Genomic DNA, 13,229 nt, shown 5'->3' with positions numbered 1-13,229 from the left:
GCGTCGGCCATGGCAGGCACCGGCATGCTCCCACCGTTGTTCGAGCGCCTCGCCGCCAGCGAGGTCGACACCGTGCAGGTGTTCGATCGCCAGGGGCTGCTCGACTCGGTGCACACGGAGTTGCTGCGCCTGTTCAACACCCGACGCGGCTCACGTCCGCTGACCTCCCCGCCGAGCATTCTCGACTACGGCATCGCTGACTGGACCGCCTTGCAACAGCAGCGCAGCGATGACCGTCGTCAGTTGGCACGGGAAATCCGCGAGGCCATCAGCCATTTCGAACCGCGCCTGCAACTGGGCGAGGTCCAGGTCAATCCGGTCCCCGGCCATCCGCAGCAACTGAGCATTCGGCTGGTGGGCGAGTTACGCAGCGGCCAGCAGCACTGGCCCGTGGCCTTTGTCATCGAGAAGGCCAGCCATGGTCTTGAGGTGCGTCATGAGCGACTCGATTGACCCGCAACTGCTCGATTACTACCAACGCGAACTGACCTGGCTGCGCCACGCCGGGAGCATTTTTGCCGAGCGATATCCCAAGGTCGCCAGACGCCTGGAACTGTCCCCCGGTGAATGCCCCGACCCACATGTCGAGCGGCTACTTGAAGGTTTCGCCCTGCTCGCGGCACGCCTGCAACGGCGGCTCGATGACGACTATGCCGAGTTCAGCGACGCCTTGCTCGAACAGCTTTACCCGTTGGCCATGCGGCCGTTGCCGTCCTGCGCGATCGTGCAGTTCGAGCCGGACCCGAGCAAGGGCAACTTGAACGATGGTTATCCATTGCCCCGCGACACACCGCTATTCGTCACCACCAGCAAAGGCGAGAGCATCCACTTTCGCACCAGCGCCGCGGTTCGATTGTGGCCGGTGGAAATCAACGAAGCGCTGCTGCTGGGCAGCGATGAAGCCCAGGCCCTGACCGGTGTGGCGCAAGCACGCTCGGCCTTGCGCCTGAGCCTGCGTTGCCTGGGTGAGAGCCAGTGGTCGACGCTGGCCATCAAACAATTGCGCGTGCACCTGGCCGCCTCACCGGTGATCAACGCCTGCCTGTATGACCTACTCGGCGCCCACGCGGTGAAGGTGCTGGCCGGACCGGTCGGCAGCGTGCCGGTCATGCTGGCGGGGTTACCGCAAATCGTCGGTTTTGCCAGCGACGAAGTGCTGTTGCCGGACGAGGACGGCGTGCATCCGGGCATGCGCCTGCTCGCCGAGTACTTTGCGTTCCCGGACAAATTCAACTTCTTCGACATTCCATTGGCCGGCGCCTCCAGCGACAGCCAGACGCTGTACCTGTACATCGTGTTCGACCGCGCCCCGGCCAACCGCCTGCACCTTCAGGCCAGCGACTTCGCCCTGGGCTGCGCACCGGTGATCAACCTGTTTCCACGTACCTCGGAACCACTGCGCCCGGACGGCACCCGCAGCGAGTATCGCCTGGTCGCCGACAGTCACCGGGAAAACAGCGTCGAGATCCACAGCATCCGCGCCATGCGCGCCAGCTCAAGCCAGGGCGTGCAACGGGTGCCAGCGTATTACGGCAGCCAGCATATCGGCGGCGACAAACAGTGCTATTGGCATGCGCGACGGGTCAGCGGCATGACCCCGAATCGGCTGGGCACCGACCTGATGGTGAGCCTGGTGGACACCCGGCTCGATCCGCTGACCGAGGCCAGCGAATACAGCCTCACCGCCGAACTGCTGTGCACCAACCGGCATCTGGCCCAGAGCCTGCCGGCCGGCACGCCCCTGGGTTTCGAACGACCGGGGCCGGTGGCCTGGGCCCGTTTGCGCAACCCGCCGAGCCCGCAGAGTCTGCCGCGACTGGATGGCGAATCCCGTTGGCGGCTGGTGTCGCAATTGACCCTCAATCATTTGTCACTGGTCGAGGGGCCGCAGGCGCTGGATGCCCTCAAGGAAATCCTCCAGTTGCACAACCTGCGTGACGAGGCCAGCGCCTTGCGGCAAATCGACGGCTTGTTAAGCCTCGGCTGCGAACGAGTGATCGCCCACGTCGGCGAAGACGCGTGGCGCGGCTGGCGCAATGGGCTGGAGGTTCAGCTGCAACTCGATCCGCAGCATTTCGTCGGCAGCAGCGCGGTGTTGTTTTCCGCGGTGCTGGCGCAGTTCTTTTCACTCTATGCCACGGCCAATCGCTTCGTGCGCACGGTTCTGGTCCAGTCAGACAAGGAGGTCAAGACATGGCAACCCCAAGCCGGCATGCCGCTGTCCCTCTGAGCCTGAGTCAGAAGCTGCGGCGCGATCCGCAGGCGTTCCAGTTGCTGCAAGCATTGTTGCTGCTGGAGCGCGAACACCCGCAAGCCGAATCCCTGGGCAGCGGCACCGCCCCTCAAGCGGAAGCCTTGCGCCTGCGCGGGCCGCTTACGCCGCTGTTTTCCGCCAGTGAAATCGAAAGCCTGACTCAGGAAGCTGACCAGCCCCCGACGCTCACGACACCAGTGTTTGGCCTCGGCGGGCCGGACGGCCCCCTGCCCTACGCCTATCAGGAATGGCTGCAACAACGGGCCCGCGCCAAGGACTATGCCCCGGCCGAATTCCTCGACCTGTTCCAGCATCGCTTGCTCAGCCTGCTGTACAAGGTGATGCGCAAACACCGGATCGCCGTCGGCTTCACAGCCCCCGGCGCGTCGCCGGTGCAGGCGCAACTGCGGGCGCTGACCGGGCTGTTGCCCAAAGCCTTGCAGGAACGCCAGGCCGTACCCGACTCTGCGGTACTGGCGTGCAGCGCGCTATTTGCCGACGGTCGTCGCTCCCTGGCCGGTTTCGCCGCGATCGTGCGCGAGCACTTCGAACTGCCGGTAGAACTCAGCGCCTATGAAGGTGCCTGGCGGGAGATTCCGCCGGCCAGTCGCAGTCGACTGCAACCGGGCGGGCGCAATCTGCAACTGGGCCGCAGCGCGGTGGCCGGCACTCGGGTCTGGGATGAACACGCCGGCATCCGCCTGACCCTCGGCCCGCTGACCTCGGCGCAGGCCGCGTGGTTTCTGCCGGACGGTGAAGCCCATCCGGCGCTGGCCAGTCTCAGCGCGCTGTATTTCGGCCCCGACCTGGATTGCACACTGGTGCTGTTGGTGCGCGGTGCCAGTCCGATGAAACTCGGTCGCCAGGCCCCGCCCTTGCTCAGTTGGAACGGCGGCCTGCAACGCCAGACCAGCCTTGCCGTGCAACGGATCGAAACCCGCCTTCGTCAGCTGGAGATCACCTGAACATGGAACTGGCCAGCCTGATCGGACGCCTCAACCCGGATAACCGCCGCGCCCTCGAACGGGCCGCGCAGCGCTGCCTGCAACGGGGTCATCATTACGTCGAAATCGAACACTTGCTGCTGGAGTTGCTGGACATCGAGGGCGGTGACTTCGCCTGGCTGCTGCCGCGTTTCGGACTGGAGCGCGATGCCCTGACGGCGGAAATCAACAAGGCCCTGGAACTGTTCAAATCCGGCAGCACCCGCACCCCGGCGCTTTCGGCGCACACCATCGGCCTGCTTGAAGACGCGGTGGTTCAGGCCAGTGTGCTTGGCCTGGAGAGCATCCGCTCCGGTTTGCTGCTGCTGGCCCTGCTCGACCGTGATGAACGTCGCAGCTTGCTGCTCAATAGCGCCTCGTCGCTGTTGAAAATTCCACGGGAAGCCTTGCGCAGTAATTTGCTGGAGTGGACCGAAAACTCGCGCGAACACGTTGGCGGCACGCGGCCGGTCAGTACCGGCCATCCGCAACCGAAACAGGATTCGGTGCTCGACCAGTTCACCCAGGACCTGACCGCCGATGCCCACGCCGGGCGCATCGACCCCATCGTCGGCCGCGACGGCGAGATTCGTCAGTGCATCGACATCCTGCTGCGCCGTCGGCAGAACAACCCGATCCTGGTCGGCGCACCGGGGGTGGGCAAGACGGCGGTGGTCGAAGGCCTGGCGTTGCGCATTGCCGCCGGCGATGTGCCGCCGTCGTTGCAGGAAGTCAGCCTGCGGGTACTCGACCTCGGTCTGTTGCAAGCTGGCGCCGGGGTCAAGGGCGAGTTCGAGCAGCGCCTCAAAGGCGTGATCGACGCGGTGCGCAGCGCCGACAAGCCGATCATTCTGTTCATCGACGAAGCCCACACGCTGATTGGCGCCGGCGGCGCGGAAGGCGGCAGCGACGCGGCCAACCTGCTGAAACCGGCGCTGGCCCGTGGCGAGTTGCGCACCCTGGCCGCGACCACCTGGCTTGAGTACAAGAAATACTTCGAGAAAGACCCGGCCCTCGCCCGGCGTTTTCAGTTGGTGCAAGTCGAGGAGCCGGACGAAATCACCGCCGTGGAAATGCTCCGTGGCGTGGCCGCGAAACTGGAACAGCATCACGGTGTGCAGGTGCTGGACGCGGCGATCCACGAAGCGGTGAAACTGTCCCACCGCTACATTTCCGGGCGCCAGTTACCGGACAAGGCCATCAGCGTGCTCGACACCGCGTGTGCCCGGGTCGCCCTCGGCCAGCATGACGTGCCGCCACCGCTGGAAAGCCTGCGTCATCGCCAGCAAAGTCTCAAGGAGGAAGTCGAACGCCTGCGCCGCGAACAGGCCACCGGGCTTGATCACCGTGAACGCATCACCCTGCTGGAAACCGAATCCGTGGGTAACGTGCAGGCCATTCGCGAACTGGAAACCCGCTGGAACGAAGAACGGATCGCCGTGCGCGAACTGCTGGAAACCCGTCGCGAATTACTCACCTTGAGCGAACGCGCCGACAACGATAAACCGGACGAAGCCACCGACAGCCGCATCGATCATCTGGCCGCCGAACTGGTGCGCCTGGAGGCCGGTCTGGACGCCATTCGCCAGGACGACCCGCTGGTACCGGAACAGGTCGACGGCAAAACCGTGGCCGCCGTGATCGCCGGCTGGACCGGCATCCCGGTGGGCAAGATGCTCGCCGACGAAGCCCACGCCGTGCGCACCCTCGGCCAGCGCATGGGCCTGCGCGTCATGGGCCAGAGCACTGCGCTGAACACCATCGCCCAACGCCTGCAAGCCTATCGCGCCGGCCTCACCGACCCGCAAAAACCGGTCGGCGTGTTCCTGCTGGTCGGCCCCACCGGCGTCGGCAAAACCGAAACCGCTTACGCCCTGGCCGACGCACTGTATGGCGGCGAACGCAACCTGATCAGCATCAACCTTTCCGAATACCAAGAAGCCCACACCGTCAGCCAACTCAAAGGCGCCCCGCCCGGCTACGTCGGCTACGGCAGCGGCGGTGTACTCACCGAAGCGGTGCGGCGCAAACCCTACTCAGTGGTGCTGCTCGACGAAATCGAAAAGGCCCACCCGGACGTGCTCGAAGCTTTCTACAACGTCTTCGACAAAGGCGTGATGGAAGACGGCACCGGGCTGGTGGTGGACTTCAAAAACACCGTGATGCTGGCCACCAGCAACGTCGGGGCTGAGTTACTGCTCGACACACCGACCGCGCAACTGGGCACCGATGCCTTCAACGAATCGCTGCATCACGTGCTGCTGAAAGCCTTTCGCCCGGCGTTTCTGGCGCGCATGACGGTGGTGGCGTATCGGCCGCTGGATGAAACGACGCTGGAAGGAATTGTGTTGGCGAAGCTGGAGAAATTGCGCGGCCGGTACAAGGCCGCGACCGGCAAGCAGTTTGAGTTCGATGCCGGGATTGTGCAGGCGGTGTTGGCCAAGTGCAGTGCTGCCGGGGCAAGGGATGTTGAGAATGTGTTGATGACCCAGGTGACGGGGAAGTTGGCGGAGTGGGTGTTGGAGTAATGCCAGGACGACCAGACTGAAACTTCTACTTATTGACTCACCGAGCGGACACAACTAATGGAGCACTTCCAGTAATCAAAGGAGATCCTCGTGAGACGACTAACCACTCGTGTGGACCCGCAGGAATTAATGGCCATCTATAGCCCGATCAGAGCAAGCATAGTCTCAACGACACTGCAACATCAGGGAGTGTTGCCGGTACAGAGGCTAGCCTCTGGGGTAAAGGTTGCCAGAATTATAGAAAGACGCCATGTCGACACTTTCGGAAAGCCCGATAAAAGCAAGGTAACTGTATTTGACAACAGCCTGAAGCCTTACCGATATAACGGGAACTCCCCAAACTCATTCCCACCCATACAGCAATTACTTACCGACTCAAAAATCTCTTTACCTAACCCCCAACCTGGCACTTACGTCGCTACAAAAGGAAACAACAATCTTTTTGCCAGCCTGGCTGCAGAACGTGCGTATTACCGGGATAACGAAACTTATAAAGCACTCTTGAGCGGAGACAAAAGAAAATTGCGCGAGTACTTCGACATGGAAAATCTTATGGAAGACAGGTACATCCTGGAACAAGAAGTCACCCGCCCAATCAATTACATCAACACAGCAGACCCTTCCACCCGACGAGCCATGCAGGAAATATACAAAGAACACATGAAAGAGCTTCTCTATCTTTATAAGGACTTCAACATCCCCAATCTGCCCGACGCCAATGAACCGAACGAATTATTGGATTTTTTTCTCTCAGGCCCTACTTACGATCTTTCTCAACCCATTGGCAATACGCTACTGAGCAACTCACTTGCGATTAAGTTTCCGTCTGCCCGAACGAATGCCGCCCCCACTCCGCTATATTTCGAGGGCTCCAGCAATTTTGTCATACCCAACAACCTGTTTGGTAGCCTTGAATACAACAATACTTACTATGCCCTTAACAACAAAACCCTTATCAAGTCTTCTAATGGAGAAGAAAGCGCCATAGCCAAAATAAAAGACAACACCAAACAAGGTGAACCATGACGAACAACCAAGTATAAACGGGACTTATTTATTTTTAAAACCACAGCTTAATTAGGCGACACTAAAAATAAACCTGTCCCCTTTCCAAAGCACAGACCCAAAAGGCGAACCAACCCGAGCGCCCATAACAATATCAAGGATGTGAATCATGCCCAGTACAATTGTCATTGGAACAGGTATTTCGGCGGCAGCCTATCTCATCTCAATCCAACAGTACTTAAAGTCCATCAACAAAACGCTGGGGGATATCCATTTACTGGGCGGCCCCGATCTGTGGCAAAAAATGTCACCACACCATGCCATGGGACAACCACAGCAATTACTAACGGGTAACCTTTTAGGTACTGGTCGCGAAGACCGTGGTTTTTCCAATCAGCCGGTTCCGGGAGCCGACTTCATGAAGGCGGGTCTATTCTCGACCGTTATAAAGTACTATCTAAACCAACATTGCCATGTCCAGATCCCCTTCTCTTATGTCACCAACATAAGTAAAGCCGGGGCTGCTTACTCACTGAAACTGGACGGCCGCGTGGGTGGGCGAATTACCTGTGACCAGGTAATTATCGCAATGGGCCCTGGCACCCCGCGCGCATTGATGGAAGAGGACGGCAAGCCCTCCGAGGTCAATGTCGAGGCATTCAAGGGCTCGATAGTCGGGGGCAATGAATTCATGGATCCGGACTGGACAATGCCTGACGACTCAAATATCGCTGATGCGACTGTTGCCGTTTACGGTGGTTCGGCGACAGCATCATGGGTGGTAGAGTTGGCCGCCATGAGAAAAATGCAAGTTCTTTTATGGTTCACTCGTCCCGGAAGCGGCGAGAATCCATGGGACGCTGAAGCTCGTTTTAGCGAAGCCTTTCCCGCCGGCAACAGAAACAGCGCGATAGAAAAAGACTTCGAGAAAGTCAGGGACGTTTTAAAACTTACGAAAGTTGTGCGCGATCCAGAGACAGGCAAACTGAAACTGACACTTAAAAACAAACATGGACAATCCGTAGTACAACTTGTCGACCTATTCGTCTATGCACTAGGAGCAGACCACCTGACAAAAGGAATAAAAACAATTCTAGACCCTGGCATTCACTCCAGTCTGGTTGCCTTTTACGACAAAAATTTTGCGATCAGTTCAAAGCCCTCATTGCTGGCCATCGGCACTGAAAACCGTTCTCTCATTATCGTCGGCTCGGCAATGAGCAGTGAAGCCGGGTTCGGCAAGGACACACTATGGTTGCAAGGTGACCCGCAAAGACTTATTGAAAACAATACCAGAAGCATCAAGCTGGCCAGCTATAAAGATATCAGCAACACACTTCCTGCTGCTGCCAGACCCACAGAAGGAATCGCCATGGTTATGGCAAGTATTGAGGCACTCAATGAATATATGCCTGTCACGGTTTCCTCGCAAAGACGTCTCGTCATGCATTCAACACCCGACTTCACAACCAGTGCTGGCGTACTCCCCAAAGGCTCACCGAATCCAGACGCCGGGCATGATCGCCTGCATGATATAGATTTTGAATGGGATATAAACTTCAACACCAGCAACCGTACACAACTGGCAGCCTATATCGCTCAATCCACGGACCTTTCGCCATTTTCTGCAAACTTTGCGGTGGCGCTGATCGTGCACTTACGAACACGACCCGGAAACGTTCTGGGTTTAAGCGACCCCCAAGTCCACTTCGTCATCTCAACTGCCGAACGCTTCACTCAAGCGCTGATAAAACTAAATCCGCACATCAATTACGGTGCCACCCGCCTGGTGTACGACAAACTGTGGGGACCTGACAAATACCTGGAGATATGCATCGAATACATCACCACACCCGAAGAGTGGAAACAATACTGGAAAGTTAACGGGATAGAGTGCTGACGGAGTAAAAGATGAAGACGAATCCAGGACAGATCAATATCTATAAAAAATATCGAAATAGCGAAAAGCTTATGCAGCCACTTTACTCAGGTCCGTTATAGGCTGGCTGCATGAGGCGGCTGATTCTATGTTACTGATGACAAAGGTGCTCCATGGCCCGCTCGATTGATACCAACACCAGCCTGTCGCTCATCGCTGCGTCCTTGGCGGCGCTTTACCCTGAATCCATTTCGGGCGAGGAAGCGCTCAACCGATTGGGCCGGCAGACACTGAACGGCCTCAACGACGGCGCAACTCTCTCCCTGACCACCGCCGTCGCCACCCACGTCACCGCCACCCTGCACAACGACGCCCTGACTCGCCCGTTGGACGCGCTGGTCGCCGAAATCCGTCAATTGCCCGCCGATGCCACCGCCGAACGCTATCAGCTTGTTTTAAGGCCATGGCTCTGGTGGCTGACCCTCGCCAGTAACAACCGTGTGTTCCAGAACCTCAGCACTTCGGACATCGTCACCACGATTTTCAAGGCCCACGCCTTTACCGACTTCAAGCTCTCACTCAGCGGCAGCTACACCCCGCGCGAATACTGCGTGCAGTACGGCGAAACCGATTTCGCGTTCGTCTCGCGGTTGCTGGAGGAAGAAGGGATTTTCTGGTTTTTCACCCATGAGGACGGCAAGCACACGCTGGTGCTGGGTGACAGTAACGATGCGTTTGTGCAGATCCCCAATGGGCCCAAAGTGAGCTATCTCGGCCAGCAGTTGGGCGAACGTGAGCTACACGGTATTCGTTCCGGGCAGGTCTGCGTGCAGGCGGTGGCCGGAGTGTACCGGGCGACGGATTACGAGTTCACCACGCCGACCACATCGCTTTACGGCCAGGCCGAAGCGGTGGCCGGGCCGCGTTCGATGTACGAGCATCCGGGCGGCTACAACGCCAAGGCTCGGGGTGATGAGTTGACCAAGCAGCGGGTCGACGGCTTGCGCAGTCAGGAGAAGCGTTTTGTCGGTGAGAGCGACTGCCGCTGGCTCGTGCCGGGGCACTGGTTCACCCTCGCCGGGCACGATGATTCAACGTTGAACATCGATTGGGTAGTGACGGCGGTGACACATGACGCCAGTCACGACAGCTATCGCAATCGCTTCGAGGCAATCCCCAAGGCCACGCCGTACCGCCCGGAACGCATCACCCCCAAACCGCGCATGCACCCGCAAACGGCAATTGTCGTCGGCAAGTCGGGCGAAGAAATCTGGACCGACGAATACGGCCGGATCAAGCTGCAGTTCCCTTGGGACCGCGACGGCAAGAACGACGAAACCAGCTCCTGTTGGGTCCGGGTGGTGCTGCCCTGGAGCGGCAAGGGCTTCGGCATGCAGTTCGTGCCGCGCATCGGCCAGGAAGTGATCGTGACCTTTATCGATGGCGATCCGGATCGACCGCTGGTAACCGGCTGCGTCTACAACGGTGACAACGCGCTGCCCTATGCGCTGCCGGCGAATCAGACCCAGTCGGGAATCAAGACCCAATCGTCCAAGGGCGGCGGCGGTTTCAACGAGTTGCGCTTCGAGGACAAGAAAGACGCCGAAGAGGTGTTTTTGCAGGCGCAGAAAGACCTGAAGATCAACGTGCTCAACGACAGCACCGCCACGGTCGGCCACGATGAAACCCTGACCGTGCAGAACGCCCGCACGCGCACGGTGAAAGAAGGCGACGAGACCGTGACGCTGGAGAAAGGCAAACGCAGCGTGACCATCCAGACCGGCAGCGACGCGCTCGATGTGAAGGACAGTCGCACGGTAACCGTGGGCGCTGACCAGACTCACAGCACCGGTGGCAATTACACGCACAAGGTCACCGGTGATTACAGCCTGACGGTGGACGGTAACCTGACCATCAAAGTGACTGGCAGCCTGACCCTGCAAAGCGGCGGCAGTTTTTCGATCAAGAGCGGCGCCGATCTGGCGGCCGAGGCCAGTACTTCCATCAGTCAGAAGGCCGGGACCTCTCTGAGCAATCAGGCTGGTACCTCACTGGAAAACAAGGCCGGCACGACCATGACCAACGATGCCGGGATCAGCCTGACCAACAAGGGCGCCGCTTCGCAGACCGTGGATGGCGGCGGCATGCTGACCATCAAGGGGGGTCTGGTGCAGGTCAACTGACAAGGAGAACCCATGGCCATCACGCCGCTGGATTTGCAACAGAACGATAAACAGCTCAAAGGGCGCCTGCTCGATGGCCAGCTCGACGGTGCGCTGCACATCAAGGATGACGGGCGCGCGCAGGCTGATTTGCACTACAACCGGGGCGAGCTGCAAGGCACCACCCTGCTCTACCACCCCAATGGCAAGGTCTCGGCGCAGTTGCCGTTTGTGCGTGACAAGCTGCAGGGGGTTGCCAGTTTCTATGCCCCCGAAGGCAGTCTGCAGCGCAAGGCGACTTACCACCGGGGGCTGCTGCATGGCGAGGCGTTCAATTACTTTCCCGATGGGCAACTGGCGGAGGTCGAGTTTTACCGCGACGGCGTGCGCGACGGGCGCTATCAACGCTTTCATCCGAACGGCAAGCCGGCCGTCGAAGCCCGGTATCTCAACGGTCAATTGCTGGAACCGGAACAGGGCTTCGCCAGCGACGGACGACCATTGGACGCCGACGGCAAGCCGATCTCACGAGTGCGCTGGTGGTTCAGGCGCTGGAGCGATCCCGAGCAAGCCTGAGCTCTGTAGCAGCTGCCGAGCAGCGCGAGGCCGCGTTCGGCTGCGAAGCAGTCGCAAGTCCGGCTGACGCAGTCTGCCTGATGTACCGCAGTCTCAGGTTTTACGACTGCTTCGCAGCCTCGCAAGCTCGACAGCAGCTACGGCCGAACGCAGGCTTCGCCAGCTGTTACAAAGATTGTGGGATCAGGGAATCAGCATCTGCATCTGCCCCGGCATCACGATTTTGATCACTCCGGCCCAGTTGCACATCAAGGTGCTGTTGGCATCGATGGCCGGCATGCCGCCCAGCAGCAGGGTCGGCGCGCCGCCGGGGATCCACGGGGTGGCGGTGGCCGGGATGCACGGCATCGGCGTCAGCACGCCAAGTGCCGCGGCGGTGGCGGCCGCGACCATCGGGTTGGCCATGCTCATGCACGTGCCGAACGGCATGACGTTCACCAACGGAATGTGGTCCATGATGTTCGCCGCCGGCATGCCCCCGGTCATTGTGCGGTTCACTGGCAGCACGTTGAGTACCGCCGGCGCCGCGCCGAAACTGCATTGCAGGGTCGCGGTGGCGCAAACTTGCGGACAGCCCATGTCGAATCTCCTTCCTGGAAGCGACGCTCCCTGAACCATAGTCCGCCGCGCCTGTTCGCGCACATCAGGAACGCTGATTATCCGGCAACACGCTAACCTATAAGACCGTGCCGCGCTTGTGGCCCCCCCAGCGCGCCATTAGATTAGCCAATGATGTCTGGCCTCCAAAATAAGCAGAAGGGATAAGCATGGCGCTTACTGACCAGTCCACCCGTATCCGCTCTGGCGAAGAACTCGATGCCAGCCTGATCGATCCGTACCTCAAGGCGCACATTCCGGGCCTGAGTGGCTTGCCTGTGATCAGCCAGTTTCCGGGCGGTGCGTCGAACCTGACTTACCTGCTGGAATACCCCGAACAGGAATTCGTCCTGCGTCGGCCGCCGTTCGGCCACAAAGCCAAGTCCGCCCACGACATGGGCCGCGAATTTCGCATCCTCAATCAACTGCGGGACGGTTTTCCCTACTGCCCCAAAGCCTATGTGCACTGCACTGACGAATCGGTGATCGGCGCCGAGTTCTATGTGATGGAACGGGTAAAGGGCATCATCCTGCGCTCCGAACTGCCACCGGAACTGGGTCTTGATTCAGCGAAGACCGAAACCCTGTGCAAGAGCTTCATCGACAAGTTCGTCGAATTGCACCGAGTCGACTACAGGGCTTATGGCCTGGGTGATCTCGGCAAGCCCGAAGGTTATGTCGCGCGGCAAATCAAAGGCTGGAGCGAGCGCTACGAAAAGGCCCTGACCCCTGACGCGCCGAAGTGGGAAGCAGTAAAGGCCTGGCTCAACGACAAGATGCCAGCCGATCACCCGACGTCGAGCATCGTCCACAACGATTACCGCTTCGACAACGTGATCCTCGATCCGAACAACCCGATGCAGATCATCGGTGTGCTGGATTGGGAGCTGACCACCCTCGGTGACCCGCTGATGGACCTGGGCAACACCCTCGCCTACTGGATCGAAGCCGACGACCCGGCACCGGTGCAACTGATGCGCCGCCAGCCAAGCCACGCCCCTGGCATGCTGACCCGCCGCGAATTCGTCGATTACTACGCCGAGCGCGCCGGCATCCAGATCGACAATTTCGACTTCTACTACACCTATGGCCTGTTCCGTCTGGCCGGCATCGTGCAGCAGATCTACTACCGCTTCTTCCATGGTCAGACCCAGGACAAACGCTTCGCACAGTTCATTCACATGAACAAACTGCTGGAGCAGATGAGCTTGCAGGTCATTCAGAAATCCAGCCTCTGATCAGGCC

The 13,229-nt window shown here is 59.6% G+C and carries 10 protein-coding genes; 9 read left to right on the top strand and 1 reads right to left on the bottom strand.

The genetic code is table 11. The features are described 5' to 3' along the window. Window positions 1-9 precede the first annotated feature (9 nt). From tssE to ACCC96_RS18285, 8 genes are all read left to right on the top strand, one after another. Entirely contained in the window at window positions 10-453 is a 444-nt protein-coding gene (tssE, locus tag ACCC96_RS18320) for a type VI secretion system baseplate subunit TssE (RefSeq protein WP_258668705.1), read from the top strand. Continuing rightward, window positions 437-2,230 carry a type VI secretion system baseplate subunit TssF gene (tssF, locus tag ACCC96_RS18315; RefSeq protein ID WP_413696534.1) on the top strand — a complete coding sequence of 598 codons (1,794 nt, stop codon included), beginning with the start codon at window positions 437-439 and terminating at the stop codon, window positions 2,228-2,230. Before tssE ends, tssF begins: the two co-directional genes overlap by 17 nt. After that, window positions 2,194-3,219 (top strand): type VI secretion system baseplate subunit TssG, encoded by a 1,026-nt coding sequence (tssG, locus tag ACCC96_RS18310; protein WP_413696533.1) that lies wholly within the window; start codon window positions 2,194-2,196, stop codon window positions 3,217-3,219. The genes tssF and tssG overlap by 37 nt, the downstream gene beginning before the upstream one ends. Before the next feature lie 2 nt (window positions 3,220-3,221). Further along, on the top strand, window positions 3,222-5,765 hold the full coding sequence (gene tssH, locus ACCC96_RS18305) for a type VI secretion system ATPase TssH (protein WP_413696532.1): 2,544 nt from the start codon (window positions 3,222-3,224) through the stop codon (window positions 5,763-5,765). A gap of 90 nt (window positions 5,766-5,855) precedes the next feature. Further along, window positions 5,856-6,791: a hypothetical protein gene (locus tag ACCC96_RS18300; RefSeq protein WP_258668710.1), complete on the top strand. Its 936-nt coding sequence runs from the start codon at window positions 5,856-5,858 to the stop codon at window positions 6,789-6,791. A gap of 148 nt (window positions 6,792-6,939) precedes the next feature. Continuing rightward, complete coding sequence (locus tag ACCC96_RS18295; protein ID WP_413696531.1) at window positions 6,940-8,670, top strand: hypothetical protein; 1,731 nt, start codon at window positions 6,940-6,942, stop codon at window positions 8,668-8,670. A 152-nt stretch (window positions 8,671-8,822) separates the two neighbouring features. Beyond that, window positions 8,823-10,832, top strand: a complete 2,010-nt coding sequence (tssI, locus tag ACCC96_RS18290; protein ID WP_413696530.1) for a type VI secretion system tip protein TssI/VgrG — start codon at window positions 8,823-8,825, stop codon at window positions 10,830-10,832. A 12-nt stretch (window positions 10,833-10,844) separates the two neighbouring features. Then, window positions 10,845-11,387 (top strand): toxin-antitoxin system YwqK family antitoxin, encoded by a 543-nt coding sequence (locus ACCC96_RS18285; protein ID WP_019648916.1) that lies wholly within the window; start codon window positions 10,845-10,847, stop codon window positions 11,385-11,387. Between the two features lie 183 nt (window positions 11,388-11,570). On the opposite strand, the gene ACCC96_RS18280 is transcribed toward ACCC96_RS18285, so the two are convergent. Beyond that, window positions 11,571-11,966, bottom strand: coding sequence for a DUF4280 domain-containing protein (locus ACCC96_RS18280; protein WP_018929674.1), 396 nt, complete (start codon window positions 11,964-11,966; stop codon window positions 11,571-11,573). Between the two features lie 188 nt (window positions 11,967-12,154). Between ACCC96_RS18280 and ACCC96_RS18275 the strand changes: the two genes are divergently transcribed. Beyond that, entirely contained in the window at window positions 12,155-13,222 is a 1,068-nt protein-coding gene (locus ACCC96_RS18275) for a phosphotransferase family protein (protein WP_413696529.1), read from the top strand. The last annotated feature ends 7 nt before the right edge of the window (window positions 13,223-13,229 follow it).

It is taken from the genome of Pseudomonas sp. Pseusp11 (genome assembly GCF_047304405.1).
Classification (GTDB): domain Bacteria; phylum Pseudomonadota; class Gammaproteobacteria; order Pseudomonadales; family Pseudomonadaceae; genus Aquipseudomonas.
The sequence above is the reverse complement of the archived record's forward strand: the minus strand, read 5'-3'. Positions and strand labels throughout refer to the sequence as shown.

Excerpts from the sequence above, each read along its gene's own strand:
- tssF (WP_413696534.1), top strand. The coding sequence starts at position 437 with ATGAGCGACTCGATTGACCCGCAACTGCTCGATTACTACCAACGCGAA.
- ACCC96_RS18275 (WP_413696529.1), top strand. The coding sequence starts at position 12,155 with ATGGCGCTTACTGACCAGTCCACCCGTATCCGCTCTGGCGAAGAACTC.
- tssH (WP_413696532.1), top strand. The coding sequence starts at position 3,222 with ATGGAACTGGCCAGCCTGATCGGACGCCTCAACCCGGATAACCGCCGC.
- ACCC96_RS18295 (WP_413696531.1), top strand. The coding sequence starts at position 6,940 with ATGCCCAGTACAATTGTCATTGGAACAGGTATTTCGGCGGCAGCCTAT.
- ACCC96_RS18280 (WP_018929674.1), bottom strand. The coding sequence starts at position 11,966 with ATGGGCTGTCCGCAAGTTTGCGCCACCGCGACCCTGCAATGCAGTTTC.
- tssI (WP_413696530.1), top strand. The coding sequence starts at position 8,823 with ATGGCCCGCTCGATTGATACCAACACCAGCCTGTCGCTCATCGCTGCG.
- tssG (WP_413696533.1), top strand. The coding sequence starts at position 2,194 with ATGGCAACCCCAAGCCGGCATGCCGCTGTCCCTCTGAGCCTGAGTCAG.
- tssE (WP_258668705.1), top strand. The coding sequence starts at position 10 with ATGGCAGGCACCGGCATGCTCCCACCGTTGTTCGAGCGCCTCGCCGCC.
- ACCC96_RS18285 (WP_019648916.1), top strand. The coding sequence starts at position 10,845 with ATGGCCATCACGCCGCTGGATTTGCAACAGAACGATAAACAGCTCAAA.